The sequence below is a fragment of the Haemophilus sp. SZY H68 genome, from assembly GCF_018829685.1.
Classification (GTDB): Bacteria; Pseudomonadota; Gammaproteobacteria; order Enterobacterales; family Pasteurellaceae; genus Haemophilus; species Haemophilus haemolyticus_K.
The window spans coordinates 303,191-322,478 of record NZ_JAHKKB010000002.1; the positions used below are offsets into that span (position 1 = coordinate 303,191).

The following is a 19,288-nucleotide window of genomic DNA, read 5'->3' on the forward strand; positions in this document are numbered from 1 at the left end:
ATTATGTCAAATTTATTTTTTGTAATTTTACTAGCTGTTGGTTTTGGAGTATGGAAATTATTGGATTATTTCCAATTACCAAACACATTCAGTATTGTACTGCTAATTTTGACCGCACTTTCAGGGGTCTTATGGTGCTACCATTATTTTGTGGTAACGCCAAAACGGAATCGTAAAATCGCACGTGCTGAACAGCGTTCAGGTCAGGCATTAACAGATGAAGAAAAAGCAAAAATTGAACCGGTTTCTGAGGCTTCTGAATTTTTATCATCTCTTTTTCCAGTACTTTCTGTCGTATTCTTAGTGCGTTCTTTTTTATTCGAACCATTTCAAATTCCTTCTGGCTCAATGGAGTCAACCCTACGAGTGGGCGATTTTTTAATCGTAAACAAATATACTTATGGCATCAAAGATCCTATTTTCCAAAATACAATTATTGCTGGAAATAAACCTCAACGTGGAGATGTCATTGTATTCAAGGCACCTGAACAAGCTTTAATTCGCACGGGCCTAGGTGCAACTCGAGCTGCTTTTGCAGAAAATCTTGCGTTAAGTTCAAAAGATAATATGTCTGGTGTCGATTATATTAAACGTATTGTTGGAAAAGGCGGAGACCGCGTCATTTTTGATGCGGAACAAAAAACGTTAAAAGTGGTATATGGAAAAGAAGGTAAACCTTGTGAAATTGATTGTGAAACCAAAGCGTTTGAATATACACAAAATCCAACAAATCCAGCCTTTCCGAATGAATTAGAATTGACTGAAAAAGGTGATGTGACACACAATGTATTAATTAGTGAATATCGTCGTTATTCAGGTCCTGAGTTTTTCCCACAAGAAGGTATGCAAACTGCAGAATGGCTTGTGCCAGAAGGGCAGTATTTTGTGATGGGGGATCACCGTGATCACAGCGATGATAGCCGTTTCTGGGGCTTTGTGCCTGAAAAAAATATTGTGGGTAAAGCCACTTATATTTGGATGAGCTTAGAAAAAGAAGCGAATGAATGGCCAACCGGTTTCCGCTTTGATCGTTTCTTTACAGCAATAAAATAAGATGAATCATTTAGATCGACTTGAGCGTAAAATCGGTTATCGTTTTAATGATATTGCGCTTTTAAAGCAGGCACTTACGCATCGAAGTGCGGCGACTCAACATAATGAACGCCTAGAATTTCTAGGCGATTCTATTCTTAATTTTACTATCGCTGAGGCGCTTTATCATCAGTTTCCACGTTGTAATGAAGGTGAACTGAGCCGTATGCGAGCTACTTTGGTGAGAGAGCCCACTTTAGCGATTTTAGCGCGTCAATTTGAATTGGGCGATTATATGTCGCTTGGTTCTGGTGAGCTAAAGAGCGGTGGTTTTCGCCGAGAATCTATTCTTGCCGATTGTGTAGAAGCGATTATTGGCGCAATGTCTTTGGATCAAGGATTGGCTGTGACGACCCAAGTGATTCGAAATTGGTATCAACAATTATTGGCTGAAATTAAACCTGGTGATAACCAAAAAGATGCGAAAACTCGTTTACAAGAATATTTACAGGGTAAACATCTACCATTGCCAACTTATGAAGTGGTCAATATTCAAGGGGAAGCCCATTGTCAAATTTTCACTGTTGAATGCAAAGTGAAAAGTGCGGATAAAATTGACCGCACTTTTGTGGCAAAAGGATCTAGCCGTCGTAAAGCTGAACAAGCGGCAGCAGAACAAATTTTAAAAGAACTGGACATCAAATGACCGAAAAATTCGACAAAACCTATTGCGGCTTTATTGCTATCGTAGGTCGCCCAAATGTGGGTAAATCAACGCTCTTAAATAAAATTTTAGGACAAAAAATTTCAATTACATCGCGTAAAGCTCAAACTACACGTCACCGTATTGTTGGGATTAAAACTGAAGGGGCGTATCAAGAAATCTATGTGGATACTCCAGGACTTCATATTGAAGAGAAGCGTGCGATTAACCGTTTAATGAACCGCGCAGCAAGTAGTGCTATCGGCGATGTTGATTTAATTATTTTTGTCGTAGATGGCACACACTGGAATGCAGATGATGAGATGGTGCTAAACAAATTACGCAATGCAAAAGCACCAGTTGTGTTAGCTATTAACAAAGTAGATAACATCAAAAATAAAGATGATTTGTTACCGTTTATTACGGAACTTAGCAGTAAATTTAATTTTGCTCACATTGTGCCAATTTCTGCACAGCGTGGTAATAATGTTCATGAATTAGAGAAAATTGTACGCCAATCTTTACGCGAAGGTGTCCATCATTTTCCAGAAGATTATGTCACAGACCGTTCGCAACGTTTCATGGCATCGGAAATAATCCGTGAAAAATTAATGCGTTTTACCGGTGAAGAATTACCTTATTCTGTTACTGTTGAAATCGAACAGTTCAAAGTGAATGAACGTGGCACTTATGAAATAAATGGACTAATTCTCGTTGAACGTGAAGGCCAGAAAAAAATGGTAATTGGTGCGGGCGGTCAAAAAATTAAAACTATTGGTATGGAAGCACGCGCTGATATGGAACGTTTATTTGATAACAAAGTCCATCTTGAACTTTGGGTGAAAGTGAAGTCAGGTTGGGCAGATGATGAACGTGCACTGCGTAGTTTAGGATATATGGATGAATAAAGTGCGGTAATATTTCTGATATTCTTAAAATCGCATTATGCTAGGCATAATGCGATTTTTCTATTTATAACAGTTATAAATTTTCCATAAAAAATATCCTTTTATTTTTCCTATTGATTCAATTTAGCAACTACTTTTTCAATCTTTTATCTACTATATAGGGATCAAAATTGCGGAGGAATCCAACTAACAAGCTTTGATTATAAAATGTGGTAAATAAACATCCTATATTTAAATTATTTGGCATAAATAGTACAAATTAAGTATAAATTTGGACAATAAATAACACGATTGCCGATATACACATAAAAGGTGCAAAGGGTAAGAATCGGGATTTTCGTCGATAAACCAATGTAAAAACGATTCCTAATAAGCACGCTATGAGTAAAAAGTGTGGTAAATGTGACAATGGAGTAAAACTACCTAACCCTAATGACAACCACCAATCACCTTTACCAAAAACTTCCTTACCATAATAAACTTTTGCCCCTCCATAAATGAGCCCAAAAACAAAGAAGAAACCAGCTGAGCTTTGCAAGCTTTCGATTAACGATAAAGGGGAAAAATAGAAATAAGCCCCTAATACGCCTAAAGCAAATAATGCTAAGCAAAGCGTTGGAGAAATAAGTTGATAATGCCAATCAAGGTAACTCATTGTCCAAAGCATAAGAAGTACTACTCCAGCCCATAATAAGAGAGATTCATTTTTTAATATCAAATGCAAAAAGAGAAATAAAAAACCGACACTAAAAAAGTAAACTAAAATATGACCGCACTTTTTCTGTTGAATTGTAGAAGCATCAGGTTGAAAAAATGGGGCATTTTCTGGGAACAATTCAATATAAGCATCATAAATATCTTTCTGTAAACAAGTAATAAACTCCGATACATAGCACCATAAAACTACGCCACTAATCCCACCGAATAAAAATGAGGCTAAGTAAATCATTAAATCACTGCGCCCATATTAAAGATAGGTAAATACATTCCCATCATAATAATCCCAATCAGACTGCCGATGATCACCATCATTAATGGTTCTAACATTTGTGAGAGTAAGTCAATTTGATGGTTAAGTTTTTCTTGGTAATTATCCGCAATATGCTCTAGCATCAAAGCGAGTTTTCCGCTTTGCTCACCAATTTGGAGCATTTGTTGTGCTTCCATTGGGAAAAGCTCGCTACTTACGCTATTAGAAAACGCATAGCCTTGAGAAACCCATTGTAAAATTGACCGCACTTCTTTATCTAATACGATGTCATTTACAAGCGTTTTCTTGGTTTGCCACGTTTGTGTGCGAGGGAGAAAACTGTCTAGTGCTTGATTAAGCGGTACGCCGGCCTGCAACATAATTTGTAAACTTTGACTAAAGTTCACTAAACGTGAACGCTTTTGAATTGTGCCAAAAATAGGCGTAATAGAGAGGAGTTGATTTTTCTTTTGATGAAACCAAGTCTGGCGTTTTAGATAGAAGTAATAAAATAGAAAAAAACTAAAAGCGAAAAATAGCAAAATCCCAATATTTTGCTTAAGAAAATTAGATATAGAGAGCAATATTGCGGTTATTGTTGGTAACTCAGCATTATTACCACTGTACATTTCAGCAAATTGAGGCACGATAAAAAGCAGTAATGCGAGCGTCAATAATAGAGAAATTCCTAACACCATTGAGGGGTACAGCATAATTTTCTGTAATTTGCGTTGTAATGCTAAAGATTGGCTACGATGTGTGGCTATTTTTTTACAAACAACGGAAAGTTTTCCCGTCATTTCTCCCACTTGAATCAGTTGAATTTCTTGTTGAGTGAGATATTTCCCTTGTTGTTCAATGGCTTGTGAGAATGCTAAACCAGATTCAATAGATTGAAGCAGTCGCTCAAGCCATTCGTTGAGCATAATTTGAGTACAATTTTGTTGCAAAATTTGCAGGCTGTTTTTTAACGGAATTGCGGACTGTAGCAATGTCGCTAATTGATTGAGTAATTCGCTAATTTCTGAATTTTTGGGCTTTGCCCCAAATTGCCAGTTTTGTTGTAATTTGATGTGAGTAAGCCCGCGGCTTATTAATTGAAAGTATGCTTGTTGTTTCGTATCCGCAATAATTGAGCCTTTTTGTTTCTGATTTAATGCGTTACTACCTTGATAATAAAAGAGTTTTTTAGTCATGAGTTTTTACCTAACACACGTTCAATTTCTTTCTCATCTGTTATACCTTGGCTCACTTTTTCTAAACCACTCATATGTAAATTTTTAAAATCCGTTTGATAACCATTCTGCTGCCAATGTAGAAATTGATACACGCCGATTCGACCTCGATAACCTTGATGGCAATCACAAGAATTTATTAAATTTCCACCGCACTTTGGACAGATTTTTCGTACAAGACGTTGCGCAATGACGAGCAGTAAACTGTTTTCAATTTCATGTTGTTGAATACCGAGTTGTTGTAAGCGAGAAATGGCAGATATTGCATCATTGGTATGTAAAGTTGAAAGCACCAAATGCCCCGTTTGAGCGGCACGTAGTGCAATCATTGCACTTTCTTCATCTCGAATTTCACCTAGCATAATGATATCGGGATCTTGACGTAAAAAAGTGCGCAATAGACGGCTAAAATCTAATCCAATCTGTGGATTAATTTGGCTTTGAATAATGCCATCAAGCTCAATTTCAATGGGATCCTCAGCGGTCATAATATGTTTATCTGGTGTATTCAGCCACTGAAGTGCGGTGTAAAGTGAGATACTTTTCCCACTTCCTGTTGGGCCAGTTACTAAAATTAATCCTTGTGGTTGGCTAAGTGCGCATTGAAATGCTTGCTGTTGATTTTCAGTCATGCCTAGTTCAGAAAAGCTGAGTTCTACTGGTTTATTTTGCTGTGCTCTCAGGACAACTTTCTCTCCCCAATGAGTTGGTAACGTTGAAAGACGGAAATCAAGAATATCAGAAAACGTAGTTTTAAATTGAAATCGTCCATCTTGTGGAAGGCGGGTTTCACTAATATCTAATTTAGCGAGCAGTTTTAGGCGAGAAATAATTCGATTCGCTAAATTTTTGCTAAGTGGAGGCTGAGCTTGTAAAACACCGTCAATTCTAAACCGCACTTGGAAATGATCCGATAAAGTCTCCAAATGAATATCTGAGGCATTGTTTTGTAAAGCGGATTCAAAAATTTGATTAAGTAATCGAATGACGGGCTCGTCATCTTGTTGTTCAAGATGAGACTGTTCTTGATGTTGGTAGTATTTAACTTGCTCTTCCACTTGAAGTTGATTAGGGGCAAGTTGTTGTAATAGTTCTTTAAGTTGAGTGCTTTCTAATAAAACAGGCTCAACAAGTTTACCGGTTATAAACGCAATAGTTTCACAGGCAGAAAGATTAGAAAGGGAATCGACACCTAACCAAAGACGATTATTTTCTTCTTTGAGTGGTAACGCAAAATAACGTAAGAGTAGCGACTGTTGTTGCTGATTACGCCCCCATAATTCTGGCGAGATCGTAAATATCTCGCCATTTTGTGCTTTTACACGAGGTTTTGCACTAGTTAAGTCGATCATTTTGAACAGAATCCAGCAGGGAAAATATCGGCATTCGTTGTACCACAGGTAGTTTTCCATGTAACGCCGTTTGCACTATTGCCTTCAGCAGTAAGTGTGTAACTCATTCCGTCTAATGTACCATTACCCGCTACTGTTATTGCACCGTTGCTTGTTGTCACTGATTTTACATAGCCTTTTGCTGTTGTAATATCAGCCGCAATTCCATTGCTTCCTCCCGAGCAACTGGAAGGTTTACCTGTGCTATAAACGCATAATTCCACATCTGACTTATAAGGTGCAGATGCTTGCAGTAATTCGGATACCGCGGCTTTTTTGGTATAATTTTGATAAGAAGGAATAGCGATAGTAGCTAAAATCGCGATGATGGCGATGACTATCATCAATTCAATTAATGTAAAGCCTTTTTTCAAGGTAGTTTGTGTAGTTAGTTTCATTTATTTTCCTTTCGTTAAGCCTTTATTGGCTGAAATATTGTGAAAAGGGAAAATGGTTTTGTAAAACAAACCGCACTTTTTCTGCGATCCTGATCGCAAAAATAGGAAAAATGTATGCGAAAAATAAAAGATATTGAGAAAGGATTTCTGACTGATTGTCGACAAATTCCATCTCCGCATTTTGATGAACGTCCAGATTTACAGGATATTTCACTTCTTGTGATCCATTACATTAGCTTACCGCCAGAACAATTTGGTGGCGGATATGTGGATGATTTTTTTCAAGGGAAATTAGATCCTAAGATTCACCCTTATTTTAAAGAAATTCATCAAATGCGTGTGTCAGCCCATTGTTTGATTGAACGAGATGGGCGAATCACGCAATATGTTAATTTTAACCAAAGGGCTTGGCATGCTGGATTATCTAGCTTTCAAGGGCGAGAAAAATGTAATGATTTTGCCATTGGAATTGAGTTGGAAGGTAGTAATGAACAACCTTTTACTAATGAGCAGTATTTGGCATTGCAAGAATTAACTAACCTAATCATGAAAAGTTATCCTAAGATTACGAAAGATCGAATTGTTGGGCATTGTGATATTTCGCCAGGACGTAAGATCGATCCAGGTCAATATTTTGATTGGGAGCGTTATTTTGCTAGACTAAAATAATTTGTTCAAAAATTAGACATTAAAATTTAGAGACTTTTGTGTATTACAAACATTGTCATATTTTGCTGCTAAATACTTGAATTTAAATGGATAAATTTTACCTTGGAATTATCTTGGAAAGGTTTGTTTGAGTTATACAACATTATGGATTTTCTCAACCACAATTTTATCCACAGAAATATTGAATAACTCAAAGAGATGACCAAAAGATCTTTGATGAATGGAATCGCTTTAAAAATTGTATTTTTTTACCGCACTTTCTTGCATTTTTGTGTGTAAAAAGTGCGGTTTATTTTTGTTTTAGATCTTTTGATTGGAAATAACTCAATTTATTTTCAAGTTCTATGTGATAAGGATCCTTTCCTGTTTTTACTTAATCAATTCACAATCAGAAATCCATTATTCACAATGTTATCCACAATCTGTGTATTTTATTGTGTAATCAGCCCTTTGGTTGATAAAAACACTGATTTATGAAACAATCTGCAGACTATTTTTATATGAAAAATTTAAGGTAAAACGATAGTGATCGATTTTGATGGCTACCGTCCAAATGTGGGTATTGTGATTTGTAATCGCAACGGGCAAGTGCTTTGGGCGAAGCGCTGTGGGCAAAATTCGTGGCAGTTTCCACAAGGTGGCATTAATGATAATGAAAGTGCCGAGCAAGCGATGTATCGTGAACTGTACGAAGAAGTTGGTCTACAGCCTAAAGATGTGCGCATTTTATATGTATCTAAGCATTGGTTGCGTTATAAATTACCAAAACGTTTGTTGCGTTATGACAGCAAACCGATGTGTATAGGGCAAAAACAACGCTGGTTTTTGTTACAGCTTGTCGGCGATGAAAAAAATATCAATATGCAAACAACCAAATCGCCAGAATTTGATGGATGGCGTTGGGTGAGTTTTTGGTATCCTGTTCGCCAAGTTGTATCCTTTAAAAAGGATGTATATCGTAAGGCAATGAAGGAATTTTCTAACATATTGTTCTCAGATAATCCTCCTATTCATACGACTATATATGATACAGAACAAAAGCATTATTCATATAATAAAAAGCGCAATACATCGAAATATTCTAAACGTCCGTTTTATAAAACAAGGAATGATTCATGCTAACTTTTCTCATACTTTGCTTGTTAGTTGGCGCTGTTGTAGGCTTTTTAGCGGGTCTTTTTGGTATTGGTGGTGGATTAGTCATTGTTCCTACGTTAGTCTATCTGCTACCCATTATGGGAGTACCTGAACCGCTTCTCATGTCTACTGCACTTGGTACTTCTTTTGCCACTATTGTTATCACTGGATTTTCATCAGCTCAACGTCACCATAAATTAGGTAATGTTGTCTGGAAAGCAGTGAAGATTCTTGCACCTTCCATCATGCTAACTGTCTTTATTTTCGGTTTTTTTATCGGAAAACTGGATCGTGATATTTCATCAAAATTATTTGCCTGCCTAGTTATCTATCTTGCCATAAAAATGGTGTTATCTATTAAACCTAAATCACACAAGAAAATAAAACCTTTAACTACCTTATCTTCCATTATTGGTGGCATTTTAATTGGTATCGCATCCAGTGCCGCGGGTATCGGCGGAGGCGGCTTTATCGTACCATTTTTAACTTCACGTGGTATTGATATGAAAAAGGCTATTGGTTCTTCGGCATTTTGTGGCATGCTACTCGGCACATCTGGGATGTTTAGTTTTATGCTAGGAGGCTTAGGTAATCCTAGTATGCCTGAATATTCTTTAGGCTATATTTACTTACCTGCTGTTGCAGGTATTACTACGACATCATTTTTCACTTCAAAACTTGGTGCAAATGCCACTGCAAAACTGCCTGTAACTACATTGAAAAAAGGTTTTGCAGTATTACTAATCGCTATTGCTATTAATATGTTTCTAAAATAAGGGAAATTATGAATCAATACCTAACACTTCCACATTTTGATCCAACCATTTTTACTCTTGGTGATAGCAATATCGGCTTACGTTGGTATGGTTTGATGTACCTTTTGGGTTTTATTTTTGCACGCTGGCTTGCGGTTCGCCGTGCTAGTCGCCCAAATAGCGGTTGGACAGTGGAGCAAGTTGATACTTTACTTTTCAACGGTTTTATGGGCGTATTTATTGGCGGACGTGTTGGCGATGTATTTTTTTATAATTTGGATCGTTTCTTACAAGAGCCACTTTATTTGTTCCGTGTTTGGGAAGGTGGAATGTCTTTCCATGGCGGATTAATAGGCGTCATTGTTGCCATGATTTGGACGTCTTATTCACAAAAACGTAATTTTTGGCAAACGGCTGATTTTGTTGCGCCTTTGATTCCGTTTGGTTTAGGTTTAGGCCGAATTGGTAATTTCATTAATCTTGAGCTGTGGGGACGCGAAACGGATGTACCTTGGGCAATGATTTTCCCGAATGATCCTCTATTACTTCCTCGCCATCCATCACAACTTTATGAAGCTTTTCTAGAAGGCATAGTGTTGTTTGCCATTCTGAATATTTTTATTAAAAAGCCACGTCCAATGGGCTCTGTAGCCGGCTTATTCTTAATTGGTTATGGCATCTTCCGTTTTATTGTGGAATATGTACGTGAACCTGAAGTTGAAAATTTCTTTGGAGTTATTACGCGAGGACAAGCGCTTTGCTTGCCAATGATTATTGGTGGAGTTTTAATTATGTCTTGGGCGTATTCACGCAAAAGTGCGGTAATAAAATAGGAGATTTTTATGAAGCAATATCTTGATCTTTGTCGTCGCATTGTTAATGAAGGTGAATGGGTTGCCAATGAGCGTACAGGTAAGCGTTGTCTCACAGTTATTAATGCAGATTTAGAATATGATGTGGCGAATAATCAATTTCCGTTGATAACCACGCGTAAAAGTTATTGGAAAGCAGCCATTGCTGAATTTTTAGGTTATATTCGTGGATATAACAATGCTGCTGATTTCCGCGCACTTGGTACTAAAACTTGGGATGCCAATGCGAATGAAAATGCCGCATGGCTCGCGAATCCTCACCGTAGAGGCGTTGATGATATGGGACGCGTATATGGTGTGCAAGGCAGAGCATGGCGTAAACCTAATGGTGAAACCATCGATCAGCTACGCAAAATTGTTAATAATTTGACCAAGGGAATTGATGATAGAGGGGAAATTTTAACCTTCTTTAACCCAGGGGAGTTTGATCTTGGTTGTCTTCGTCCTTGTATGCATACGCATACTTTTTCTCTTGTGGGCGATACTTTACATCTTACTAGTTATCAACGTTCCTGTGATGTTCCACTTGGATTGAATTTCAATCAAATTCAGGTGTTTACTTTCTTGGCGCTTATGGCACAGATTGCGGGTAAAAAACCAGGCAAGGCATATCATAAAATTGTAAATGCACATATTTATGAAGATCAGCTTGAGTTAATGCGTGATGTACAACTTAAACGCGAGCCTTTCCCATTGCCAAAATTAGAAATCAATCCATATATAAAAAGCCTTGAGGATTTAGAAACTTGGGTCACGATGGATGATTTCAAAGTCATTGGCTATCAATCTCATGAGCCGATTAAATATCCTTTTTCCGTCTAATGGATGTAGCAAAAGTGCGGTCAGAATTTGACGAGAAAATGATGCGCCATGCCCTTGATCTTGCGGATAAAGCGGAAGCGTTAGGTGAGATTCCTGTGGGGGCGGTTTTGGTTGATGACGCTGGAAATATTATTGGAGAAGGTTGGAATCTCTCCATTTTTCAAAGCGATCCTACTGCACATGCTGAGATTATCGCTTTGCGAGACGGAGCAAAACATCTCCAAAATTATCGCTTACTGAATACCACGCTTTATGTGACATTGGAGCCTTGCACAATGTGTGCAGGGGCGATTTTGCATAGTAGAATTAAACGCCTTGTGTTCGGCGCTTCTGATTATAAAACTGGGGCTGTTGGATCGCGTTTCCATTTTTTTGATGACTACAAGATGAATCATACTCTGGAGATTACATCTGGTGTATTAGCAGAAGAGTGTAGTCATAAATTAAGCGCATTTTTTCAGAAACGCCGTGAACAGAAAAAAGCAGAAAAACAAAAGCAGCAATTGCATGTAGTATCTTATGAAGAAAGATAATTATTTTTCGCTACGAACAAGAATCAAAAATCGACAGTCATACTCATTATCTTCATCAGCCTGACGATATTCTTCAAATTCAACGATCCATTCGTTCCAATCAAGTGTGGGAAAAAATGTATCTCCTTCAATTTCAGATTGAATTTGTGTAAGATAAAGTTTATCCGCTTTTGGTAAATATTGTTTAAATAATTCACCACCACCGATTAGCATAATTTCATCGCAATCATTCACAAAATTAACCGCACTTTCAAAACTATTTTTCCAAATTACCCCTTCATGTTCAAACGGTTGACGAGAAAGTACGATATTTATTCGTTTTGGCAAGGGCCTCCCGATACTTTCAAAAGTTTTTCTCCCCATTATTACAGGCTTACCTGTTGTATTACGGCGAAACCATGCCAAATCTGCAGGTAAATGCCAAGGCATCTGATTATCTTTACCAATCACATTATTCAAGGTTGTCGCTACAATTAAACTCAATGTCATAAATTTCCCCTAAAATTTACTTTACTATACCTGATATTAAGTGATTTTTCATTGATTTAGTGATAACGTAAAAATATAAATAAAAAACTTGGAAAAACTTATGACTAAAAAAACAATAGTTGTGAAATTTGGAACAAGTACACTAACACAAGGTACTCCAAAATTAAATTCACCGCATATGATGGAAATTGTTCGTCAAATTGCGCAATTACACCATGATGGATTTCGAATCGTTATCGTTACTTCGGGTGCAATTGCGGCTGGCAGACACTATTTAAATCATCCGAGCTTACCCCCAACAATCGCATCAAAACAATTACTTGCTGCAGTAGGTCAAAGCCAATTAATTCAAGCTTGGGAAAGATTATTTGCTATTTATGATATTCATATTGGACAAATCTTATTAACCCGTGCGGATATTGAAGATCGTGAACGTTTTCTCAATGCTCGCGATACGTTACATGCCCTGTTAGATAATCAAATTATTCCTGTGATAAATGAAAATGATGCTGTTGCAACAGCGGAAATTAAGGTTGGTGACAACGATAATTTATCTGCATTAGTGGCTATTCTTGTTCAAGCTGAACAACTTTATCTACTCACAGACCAGCAAGGATTATTTGATAGTGATCCGCGTAAAAATCCAGATGCAAAATTAATTCCAATCGTAGAACAAATCACCGATCATATTCGTGCTATTGCAGGAGATTCAGGGACAAATCTTGGTACAGGTGGAATGATGACAAAAATTATCGCTGCTGATGTTGCAACGCGTTCAGGTATTGAAACAATTATTGCGCCAGGTAATCAGCTAAATGTAATCGCTGATTTAGCTTATGACCATAATATTGGTACAAAATTTATTGCTCATCAATCTGATCGTTTAGAAAGTCGGAAACAATGGCTTTTTGCAGCCCCTTCCGTTGGCATTATTACAATTGATGATGGTGCAGAACATGCAATGTTAATACAAAACAAATCGCTTCTCCCTGCTGGTATTATTGCAATTGAAGGATGTTTTTCTCGTGGTGAGGTTGTAAAGATTCGTACGCAGTCCGGTAAAGATATTGCGCTTGGTATGCCTCGTTATAATAGTGATGCATTACAACTTATTAAAGGTAAAAAATCGACCGAGATTGAATTTATTCTTGGTTATGAATATGGCTCTGTCGCGATGCACCGTGATGATTTGATTATTTTATAAAATGTTTTAACTAAAAAAACCGCACTTTGCTCATTGACCCAAAGTGCGGTTTTTTTTACATAATTTTTATGTGTATCAATTTGTTAAATCTTCTTTAAATTCTGGTAATGGCTTATGTTCTGTTGCAATGTAGCTATAAACTACTGGTAAGACAAATAAAGTGAAAATTGTCCCAATAGATAATCCTGCTACGATAACAATCCCCATGCTAAAACGAGATACAGCCCCAGCGCCCGTAGCATAAAGTAATGGAATTAATCCAGCAACCATGGCTGCAGTAGTCATAAGGATCGGACGCAAACGTACTTTCGCAGCTGATGTAATTGCTTCAATACGCGTTTTACCATGATTCAACTGCTCTTCTTTTGCCACTTCACACATTAAAATACCATGTTTGGTAATTAAACCGACTAATGTAATTAATCCAACTTGCGAATAGATATTTAATGTCGTTCCGTCAATTTGGAAAAAAGACAATAAGTTTAATGTGAGTAATGCTCCACTTACTGCTAAAGGCACCGAAATCATAATAACCATTGGATCTCGTATTGATTCAAATTGAATCGCAAGAACCAGGAAAATAATGATAACGGCTAAAATAAATGTCACCGCAAGTGCATTCCCTTCTTGAATAAGCTGGCGAGCCTCTGATTTAAAATCATAAGTATATCCTTGCGGTAAGTTATTTTTTAAATAATCCTGCAACCACGCTATAGCATCACCTGTAGATGTACCTGGCATCGCAACTGCACCAATTTCAGCTGAGTTTAATTGACTAAAACGAGCTAATGACATTGGCTGCGTTTCTAGTTTCATACTAACTAAACTACTTAATGGTACAGATTGTCCATTTGATGCTGTTAAATAATAGTTTTTGAAGCTTTCTGGAGATAAACGATCATCACGTTTTACTTGCGAAATCACTTTATAAGCACGACCATCAACATCCACTCGAGTAATCGTTGCACCTGATAAGAAACTCCCCAACGTGTTACTTATTTGTTGCATCGTAATACCATAAGTTCCAGCTTTCTCTTTATCGACTGAAATTGTCATTTGCGCCGTGTCATAGGCTAAATTCAGATTAGTATAAATAAATTTACCTGATGCTTTCATAGCCTTTTCCAAGCTTTCAGCTGTATTTGCTAATGCTTTGTAATCCTGTGCTGTTTTTAACACAATAGCAATTGGTGGGCCTTGCTCTCCTGTATCTATTTCAGGGAAATTAAACGCCGATACCGACACTTCAGGAATCGATTTTGCTTTTGTATTCAGCTCATTCATTACTGCTGCTTGTTTACGATCTCTTTCTTTCCAATCTTTTAAGGTAATAATATTAAGTGAGCCATTAGAACTTGGCGCCCCCGCAATGCTCATACCAAATGAAACTTCAGGTGTATCCATCACATTCTTCATATATGGCTTCATTGCATCTTGAATATAGTCAACATTAACACTAGATGGGGCATTACCAATTGCCAGAAATGCGCCTTTATCTTCTTTTGGTGTCAATTCACTGGACAGTGAATTAAATAAGAAAGGTAGTGTTGCAAAAATTACCACAGCAAATGTAAGCATACATTTACGATTTAGCATAACAATATCAAGCATATAATCGTAAATTTTATTTACTTTACTTAGTGTATGTTCTACGCGTTGTTCCAGTTTCGTTGGTTTGACATTAGCTTTAAGTAACTTACTACTCATCATTGGTGAAAGTGTCAATGCTACAATACCGGATATAAACACTGCTCCAGCAAGCGTTAATGCAAACTCTTTAAACAGCGTTCCTGTAATTCCTCCCATAAGCGCCATCGGCGAATAAACCGCAATTAATGTAATCGTCATTGAAATAACAGGCACAGCAATCTCACGTGTTCCAATAATTGCCGCTCGAAATGGCGTTTCACCTTCTTTAATATGACGATCCACATTTTCAAGTACAACGATCGCATCATCTACGACTAAACCAATTGCAAGAATAAGAGCTAACAATGTCATTAAGTTAATAGAAAAATTCAAACTTTGTAACATCATTAGCACGCCAATTAATGAAATTGGAATGGTTAATACTGGAATTAAAATTGCACGAAGTGAGCCAATAAACATCAAAATGACGACTAATACAATAACTGTCGCTTCTATAATCGTTTTAATCACTTCATGTATGGAACTATTAATCGCAATCGTACGATCATAGAGAATATCGGTTTCCATACTATCAGGGAGTTGCTGCTTAATCGTTTCAAAGAGCGGTCGAATTTTTTCAGCAACAGTTAATGGATTCGCTGTTGAAGTAGGATTAATCCCTAATACCACAGAATCAGAACCATTCGCTGTTGCACGTGAGTTATCATTTTCTTTATTCAATTCTATCGTGGCGATATCTCGTAACCGAACAAGCTCATTACCTTTAGCACTAACAATTAAATTGCCTAAATCCTCAACTGATTTTGTTGTAGTTTCAACTTTATTACGATAAGTAACAAAATAGCCATTATCATTACCGGCGGCAGTTTGTACATTGTTTGCAGATAACGCTGACATCACTGTAGGAGAAGAAAGATTTTGCGCAGCCATTTTTTCAGGATCAAGCCAGATACGTAACGAATACTCTGCCGCACCAAATACTTGTACCTCGGCAACACCTTCTATTGTAAAGAACTGAGGTTTCACCACACGATTAATATAATCGGTAACTTGGCTAGAATCTAATTTTTTTGAACGGAAACTAATATACATAATCCCCGTACCACCTGAAGAGGAAGCCACTGTTGGATCCTCAATACCCTGTGGCAATTCAGAACGTACCGCATTTACCTTAGCAAGCACATCAGCTAATGCTCCTGCAGGATCGGTATTTAATTTCATTTTCACTGTAATGACAGATGCACTAGGTGAACTTGATGATGACATATAATCAATATTGTCCGCCTGAGCAATAGACTCTTCAAGTTTAGATGTCACAAAAGCTTGAATTAAGTTTGCATCTGCACCTGGATAAGCTGTCGTTACCGTAATTACGGTAGTTGTCATTTTAGGATATTCACGCACGGCCAGTTTTGAAATCGCTTGTAATCCTAAAATAATAATAAGCAAGCTAATTGAAATCGCTAAAACAGGGCGACGAATAAAGATATCAGTAAATTTCATTCGTATTTCCTAAGTTGAATTAAAGATTAGTCTTTTTAGCGGGCTCAGAGCCACCAACAATGTCTTTTTCAATCCATTCTACAAGGCTACCATTGCTAATATTTTGCTGCCCCCCTGTAATAATTTTATCACCTGGTTTTATCTCATTACCTTGTAACTGAGAATAAATACCTTGACGATCTTTCGTAAATACAGTGATTTGTTTAGCTCGATACAAACGATCGAATTTATCATTACCTGATAATTTTTCTTTATCTTTGTCTGATAATGGCATCAATAAATAGGCAATTTCACCATACATATTGTAACTAATTGCGACTTGGGGAACGACAACTTGATTTTTCTCTGTAGGTAAGGCTATGCGTAATCGAGAAAACATACCAGAAAGTAATTGGCGACCATCTTCGGGTTCAAAAGTAGCTTGTACATCAACCAAACCCGTTGATGAATTAATTGCTGGTTCAATAGCCGTGATATGAGCTGAAAATGTTTCGCCTTTACGCGCATCAGTCGTTGCTGTAACACGTTGACCAATATGTAATTTATCTAATTCATTTTGAGAAATAGCAAAATCAACCTTCATTGAACTCGTATCTTCTACACGAATAATTTCTGTACCAATATTGACATATTGCCCTACATTAACTTTAACAATACCTGCTTTTCCATCAAATGGAGCAACAATACTACGGCGCTCAATGGTCGCTTTTAGAGATTCAATATTGGCTAGTTGAGCATCATATGCTGATTTTGCATTATCAACATCTTGACGAGATGCCGCATTACTTTTTAAAAGATTTGCATAACGTTGATAAGTCTGACGAAGTGCTGGAAGTTGAGCTTCTGCAGCTTGTAAACTTGCACGTTCAACAGAACTATCTAGCTCCACTAAACGATCACCTTTTTTCACTGATTGTCCATTTTGAACAAATACATGTGAAACGCTCCCCGCATTTTGTGCACTTAACATTGCTCCTTGATTTGGACGAACAAGACCCGTTGTATTAATTACAGGTGTCCATTCGCTAGGCTTAATCTCTAAGGCGGTTACTGGATTCGTTGACTCAGGCATATTGGCTAGAAATTTTCCAATCATCATGTTGCGAATAAAACTAAAACCAATAACGCCCGCAAAAATTAAGACAAAAACAGCCAAAATCACTTTCATAAAGAAAGTATGTGAACGTTTCGGTCTCTGAGATTGAGTTTGACTCATGTTTAAAGCTCCGTTATAAAAATAACAACAATTATTTCTGAATCGCACGCCAAGAGCGTTCGATCACAGATTCTAAAATTTCAGGATTAAGATCGAAATCGATAAATTTTGCATCAGAGGCTAAATTTATTGCAGTTTTCAAACTTAATAAAAAGAGAATATCTTCAGATAATTCCGCTAATAAGCCAGCTTTTTGTGCTTGATGACAAAATAAATCCCAACGGCAATTTTTAATGTTTTTACAAATATCCTTGAAATTAGGTAAGGATTCATACTGTTTTAAATTAGACAGAATGGTGAGATTTTCTTGTAAGAAATACCAAATGTTTTTCCACATTTGTCGATACTGTTCGAAAAAAGGCTTAGATTCATCAAAATCTTTTTCAAGCGTTGCCATAAACATTGAAAACACTCTGTGTGCAAATTGTTCAAGCAACTCATCTTTGTTTTTAAAATAAAGGTAAATCGTTCCTGCGGCTACATTCGCTTCTTTCGCAAGTTTGTGCATAGAAAGTTGATTCAACCCTTCTTTTGCCATTAAACGATCTGTCGCTGAAAAAATCTGTTCAGCTAAGTCTGTTTTAGCTTGTCGCATAAGATCCTTGAGTAAAATAAGGAGCAATAATTGCTCAAAAATGAATCAGCGTTCATTTTATTTGTTTTTTATTTTTTGGCAAGTTAAAAAACACAAAAGCACAACAAAAATGGGTAACATTTAAAAGCTAGATTTTTTAATCAACTTTTAAATGTTACCCATTTTGACCGCACTTTTGATTGGGAGAATAAAAAGCTAAATTGGCTCTAGTCCTAACACTTTACGACCGTTAATGCTTGCGATGTTGACCATTTCATCTAAGTGAGGGAAACGGCATCCCGCAGCTAATAGGCTTAATTCTTGCCATAAGTCGCCTTCACATAGAGGAACCATATAATCACAAATATTATCCGTGCCTAGGGCAACAGTGATACCTTCGGGGATCATTTCATCTGCTGGCGTGAGTGCATTATGGAATGGCATAAGATCTTCTTTTCGATTGCTGTCAATCCATGCCATAGGACAGGCTATCATCATCATTTTAGCTTTACGCATTTTTTCGTAAAGTTTATAGCGATATTCTTTTGAATGTGAGCCAATGGAAATCCCGTGGATACCCACAACTCGCCCCTCCATTCCGTGTTCAATGGTTTTGTCACAAAGTTGCTCAGTTTCTTTTTCGCTTGGATTGTTGAATTGGTCGACATGTACATGACACATAATTCCAAGAGATTTGGCCTTATCTAACAAGATATCCATCGCCTCTAGGCCGCGACCATAATCCAATTCATCACGATATGGTAAGCCACCAATCATATCTACCATTTCTGCACCAATATCAAACCATTTACGCGCAGTGGGTTCAATTACCCCTTTTAAAGTTTGATTGGCAAATTTCAAAATAATGTCATGTTTATACACTTCGCGAGCTTTGTGCGCGGCAATAATTGCACGATCTTCACAAATTGGGTCTATATCGACAAAGGTACCAAATGCGGTAACACCTTGGGATATCATTAATTCAATAGATTGGCAAAAACGTGCGTAATAATCATCAACACTGGAAGTGCGTTTTACTTCATCCACTAAATCCCATTTTTGTTGCAAATTACTACTATGATAAATCCCAATTTTCTCTGGCGTCATCGTAAAAGCGCGATCAGCATGTGCATGGGCATTTACCCATCCGCCTTTTTTGATAATTTCATCGCAAATATAGGTTTTAAAACTACAAACGTGGCTTTTCATACAAACTCCGTAAAAAAG

19 protein-coding genes are annotated in these 19,288 nt (G+C 37.1%); 10 read left to right on the forward strand and 9 right to left on the reverse strand.

Going from position 1 to position 19,288, the window contains the following annotated elements:
* Positions 1-3 precede the first annotated feature (3 nt).
* From lepB to era, 3 genes are read left to right on the forward strand one after another with little or no spacing between them, the layout of a single operon-like run.
* Entirely contained in the window at positions 4-1,053 is a 1,050-nt protein-coding gene (gene lepB, locus KP712_RS05435) for a signal peptidase I (RefSeq protein ID WP_065265372.1), read from the forward strand.
* A gap of 1 nt (position 1,054) precedes the next feature.
* Positions 1,055-1,738, forward strand: coding sequence for a ribonuclease III (rnc, locus tag KP712_RS05440; RefSeq protein WP_005628729.1), 684 nt, complete (start codon positions 1,055-1,057; stop codon positions 1,736-1,738).
* Positions 1,735-2,643 (forward strand): GTPase Era, encoded by a 909-nt coding sequence (era, locus tag KP712_RS05445; RefSeq protein WP_065265373.1) that lies wholly within the window; start codon positions 1,735-1,737, stop codon positions 2,641-2,643. The genes rnc and era overlap by 4 nt, the downstream gene beginning before the upstream one ends.
* A 259-nt stretch (positions 2,644-2,902) precedes the next feature.
* Here the strand turns inward: era and KP712_RS05450 are convergent, their stop codons facing one another.
* The 4 genes from KP712_RS05450 to ppdD are packed head-to-tail and all read right to left on the reverse strand — an operon-like array spanning position 2,903 to position 6,637.
* Positions 2,903-3,592: an A24 family peptidase gene (locus tag KP712_RS05450; protein WP_065265374.1), complete on the reverse strand. Its 690-nt coding sequence runs from the start codon at positions 3,590-3,592 to the stop codon at positions 2,903-2,905.
* Entirely contained in the window at positions 3,592-4,809 is a 1,218-nt protein-coding gene (locus KP712_RS05455; RefSeq protein ID WP_065265375.1) for a type II secretion system F family protein, read from the reverse strand. The genes KP712_RS05450 and KP712_RS05455 overlap by 1 nt, the downstream gene beginning before the upstream one ends.
* A complete protein-coding gene (locus tag KP712_RS05460; RefSeq protein ID WP_065265376.1) occupies positions 4,806-6,200 on the reverse strand; it encodes a GspE/PulE family protein in 1,395 nt (464 codons plus the stop codon). The genes KP712_RS05455 and KP712_RS05460 overlap by 4 nt, the downstream gene beginning before the upstream one ends.
* Positions 6,197-6,637, reverse strand: a complete 441-nt coding sequence (gene ppdD / locus KP712_RS05465; protein ID WP_046938705.1) for a prepilin peptidase-dependent pilin — start codon at positions 6,635-6,637, stop codon at positions 6,197-6,199. The genes KP712_RS05460 and ppdD overlap by 4 nt, the downstream gene beginning before the upstream one ends.
* 114 nt (positions 6,638-6,751) lie before the next feature.
* Between ppdD and ampD the strand changes: the two genes are divergently transcribed.
* The 6 genes from ampD to tadA all read left to right on the forward strand — a co-directional run bounded on the left by ampD (position 6,752) and on the right by tadA (position 11,425).
* The gene (gene ampD / locus KP712_RS05470; protein ID WP_065265377.1) at positions 6,752-7,306 is read left to right on the forward strand and encodes a 1,6-anhydro-N-acetylmuramyl-L-alanine amidase AmpD; all 555 of its coding nucleotides are present in this window, start codon (positions 6,752-6,754) and stop codon (positions 7,304-7,306) included.
* A gap of 525 nt (positions 7,307-7,831) precedes the next feature.
* Positions 7,832-8,428 (forward strand): RNA pyrophosphohydrolase, encoded by a 597-nt coding sequence (gene rppH, locus KP712_RS05475; protein ID WP_065265378.1) that lies wholly within the window; start codon positions 7,832-7,834, stop codon positions 8,426-8,428.
* Positions 8,422-9,219, forward strand: coding sequence for a sulfite exporter TauE/SafE family protein (locus tag KP712_RS05480; protein ID WP_065265379.1), 798 nt, complete (start codon positions 8,422-8,424; stop codon positions 9,217-9,219). Before rppH ends, KP712_RS05480 begins: the two co-directional genes overlap by 7 nt.
* Before the next feature lie 8 nt (positions 9,220-9,227).
* The gene (lgt, locus tag KP712_RS05485; protein ID WP_252346373.1) at positions 9,228-10,031 is read left to right on the forward strand and encodes a prolipoprotein diacylglyceryl transferase; all 804 of its coding nucleotides are present in this window, start codon (positions 9,228-9,230) and stop codon (positions 10,029-10,031) included.
* 9 nt (positions 10,032-10,040) lie between these two features.
* Positions 10,041-10,892, forward strand: coding sequence for a thymidylate synthase (locus KP712_RS05490; RefSeq protein WP_065265381.1), 852 nt, complete (start codon positions 10,041-10,043; stop codon positions 10,890-10,892).
* Positions 10,892-11,425: a tRNA adenosine(34) deaminase TadA gene (gene tadA, locus KP712_RS05495; RefSeq protein ID WP_111407638.1), complete on the forward strand. Its 534-nt coding sequence runs from the start codon at positions 10,892-10,894 to the stop codon at positions 11,423-11,425. The genes KP712_RS05490 and tadA overlap by 1 nt, the downstream gene beginning before the upstream one ends.
* Here the strand turns inward: tadA and folA are convergent, their stop codons facing one another.
* Positions 11,426-11,914, reverse strand: a complete 489-nt coding sequence (gene folA, locus KP712_RS05500; protein WP_065265383.1) for a type 3 dihydrofolate reductase — start codon at positions 11,912-11,914, stop codon at positions 11,426-11,428.
* Positions 11,915-12,014: 100 nt separating this feature from the next.
* Between folA and proB the strand changes: the two genes are divergently transcribed.
* Positions 12,015-13,118 carry a glutamate 5-kinase gene (proB, locus tag KP712_RS05505; protein ID WP_065265384.1) on the forward strand — a complete coding sequence of 368 codons (1,104 nt, stop codon included), beginning with the start codon at positions 12,015-12,017 and terminating at the stop codon, positions 13,116-13,118.
* A gap of 75 nt (positions 13,119-13,193) precedes the next feature.
* Here the strand turns inward: proB and KP712_RS05510 are convergent, their stop codons facing one another.
* From KP712_RS05510 to KP712_RS05525, 4 genes are all read right to left on the reverse strand, one after another.
* A complete protein-coding gene (locus KP712_RS05510; protein WP_065265385.1) occupies positions 13,194-16,271 on the reverse strand; it encodes an efflux RND transporter permease subunit in 3,078 nt (1,025 codons plus the stop codon).
* A gap of 19 nt (positions 16,272-16,290) precedes the next feature.
* Positions 16,291-17,487, reverse strand: a complete 1,197-nt coding sequence (locus KP712_RS05515; RefSeq protein ID WP_065265386.1) for an efflux RND transporter periplasmic adaptor subunit — start codon at positions 17,485-17,487, stop codon at positions 16,291-16,293.
* Positions 17,488-17,518: 31 nt separating this feature from the next.
* On the reverse strand, positions 17,519-18,082 hold the full coding sequence (locus KP712_RS05520) for a TetR/AcrR family transcriptional regulator (RefSeq protein ID WP_140526467.1): 564 nt from the start codon (positions 18,080-18,082) through the stop codon (positions 17,519-17,521).
* Between the two features lie 195 nt (positions 18,083-18,277).
* Positions 18,278-19,270 carry an amidohydrolase family protein gene (locus KP712_RS05525; protein WP_111407640.1) on the reverse strand — a complete coding sequence of 331 codons (993 nt, stop codon included), beginning with the start codon at positions 19,268-19,270 and terminating at the stop codon, positions 18,278-18,280.
* Between the last annotated feature and the right edge of the window lie 18 nt (positions 19,271-19,288).

Bases quoted from the DNA above. Each gene is read 5' to 3' on its own strand.
- lepB (WP_065265372.1), top strand. From the start codon at position 4: ATGTCAAATTTATTTTTTGTAATTTTACTAGCTGTTGGTTTTGGAGTA.
- rnc (WP_005628729.1), top strand. From the start codon at position 1,055: ATGAATCATTTAGATCGACTTGAGCGTAAAATCGGTTATCGTTTTAAT.
- era (WP_065265373.1), top strand. From the start codon at position 1,735: ATGACCGAAAAATTCGACAAAACCTATTGCGGCTTTATTGCTATCGTA.
- KP712_RS05450 (WP_065265374.1), bottom strand. From the start codon at position 3,592: ATGATTTACTTAGCCTCATTTTTATTCGGTGGGATTAGTGGCGTAGTT.
- KP712_RS05455 (WP_065265375.1), bottom strand. From the start codon at position 4,809: ATGACTAAAAAACTCTTTTATTATCAAGGTAGTAACGCATTAAATCAG.
- KP712_RS05460 (WP_065265376.1), bottom strand. From the start codon at position 6,200: ATGATCGACTTAACTAGTGCAAAACCTCGTGTAAAAGCACAAAATGGC.
- ppdD (WP_046938705.1), bottom strand. From the start codon at position 6,637: ATGAAACTAACTACACAAACTACCTTGAAAAAAGGCTTTACATTAATT.
- ampD (WP_065265377.1), top strand. From the start codon at position 6,752: ATGCGAAAAATAAAAGATATTGAGAAAGGATTTCTGACTGATTGTCGA.
- KP712_RS05480 (WP_065265379.1), top strand. From the start codon at position 8,422: ATGCTAACTTTTCTCATACTTTGCTTGTTAGTTGGCGCTGTTGTAGGC.
- lgt (WP_252346373.1), top strand. From the start codon at position 9,228: ATGAATCAATACCTAACACTTCCACATTTTGATCCAACCATTTTTACT.
- KP712_RS05490 (WP_065265381.1), top strand. From the start codon at position 10,041: ATGAAGCAATATCTTGATCTTTGTCGTCGCATTGTTAATGAAGGTGAA.
- tadA (WP_111407638.1), top strand. From the start codon at position 10,892: ATGGATGTAGCAAAAGTGCGGTCAGAATTTGACGAGAAAATGATGCGC.
- folA (WP_065265383.1), bottom strand. From the start codon at position 11,914: ATGACATTGAGTTTAATTGTAGCGACAACCTTGAATAATGTGATTGGT.
- proB (WP_065265384.1), top strand. From the start codon at position 12,015: ATGACTAAAAAAACAATAGTTGTGAAATTTGGAACAAGTACACTAACA.
- KP712_RS05510 (WP_065265385.1), bottom strand. From the start codon at position 16,271: ATGAAATTTACTGATATCTTTATTCGTCGCCCTGTTTTAGCGATTTCA.
- KP712_RS05515 (WP_065265386.1), bottom strand. From the start codon at position 17,487: ATGAGTCAAACTCAATCTCAGAGACCGAAACGTTCACATACTTTCTTT.
- KP712_RS05520 (WP_140526467.1), bottom strand. From the start codon at position 18,082: ATGCGACAAGCTAAAACAGACTTAGCTGAACAGATTTTTTCAGCGACA.
- KP712_RS05525 (WP_111407640.1), bottom strand. From the start codon at position 19,270: ATGAAAAGCCACGTTTGTAGTTTTAAAACCTATATTTGCGATGAAATT.